The organism is Streptomyces sp. LS1784, assembly GCF_020103755.1.
In the GTDB taxonomy this organism is placed as follows: Bacteria; Actinomycetota; Actinomycetes; order Streptomycetales; family Streptomycetaceae; genus Kitasatospora.
The window spans coordinates 1-769 of record NZ_JAHSQD010001207.1; the positions used below are offsets into that span (position 1 = coordinate 1).

General features: G+C 77.5%; 1 pseudogene. It reads right to left on the reverse strand.

From position 1 onward, the window contains the following. Nucleotides 1-769 (reverse strand): annotated as a pseudogene (locus KS423_RS46565) (hypothetical protein); the annotation flags it as partial.

Genomic DNA, 769 nt, shown 5'->3' on the forward strand with positions numbered 1-769 from the left:
GGAGGCCGCGGCACCGGCGGCCGGCACCGGCGGCACCTCGGCCGACGGGCCCTCGCCGCGACGGGCGGTGTTGCGGAAGACGGGGCGGTCCGGGGCGTGCGTGGCCAGGATGACCACGTCCGGCCGCAGCACCGAGTACACCTGCTGCCGCAGCTGCTCGGGCGCGAGCACCTCGCCCGCGCCGGGCCGGCCACCGTGCAGCGCCTCGATCAGCGCGCGGGTGAAGGTGCCGATCTGCTCCGGGTCCGGGCTGACCACCGCCCACAGCGGGATGCCCTCGCTGAGCGGCGAGACGGTGCCCTGCAGGTACGGCCAGGCGTTCTGGTCGGCGCTCAGGTCGGCGATGACGAGGGTCTGCCACTCGGCCGGACGGTGGCTCAGCTCGGCGGCGATGGCCTGCCAGGGCAGGCCGTCCTGCTTGGCGTCGCGCAGGGTCAGTTGGAGCTGCCCGCCGCGCTTGTCGGCGACGACGTGGCCACCCAGGTGGATCAGCAGCGGTCCGGGGTGCCGGGAGGCGGCGCGCAGGTGGGCGAGGACGGTGTGCGGGTCACCGGCCCCGGGGAGGTGGACGGCGTCCACCGCGTCCGCGGCGAGAAGCACCTGCGGCGAGACGGCGGCGAGCATCGCCGAGAGGACCGGTGCCTGGGTCGGGCCGCCACGGCCCCAGGTACGGCGGCCGGAGTTGCCGTACCCGCCCTCGATCACCAGGATCCGCCCGCGCGGCGCGGCACCGAGCCCGCCCGCCCCCGGCCCGCCCGCGGCACCCGGC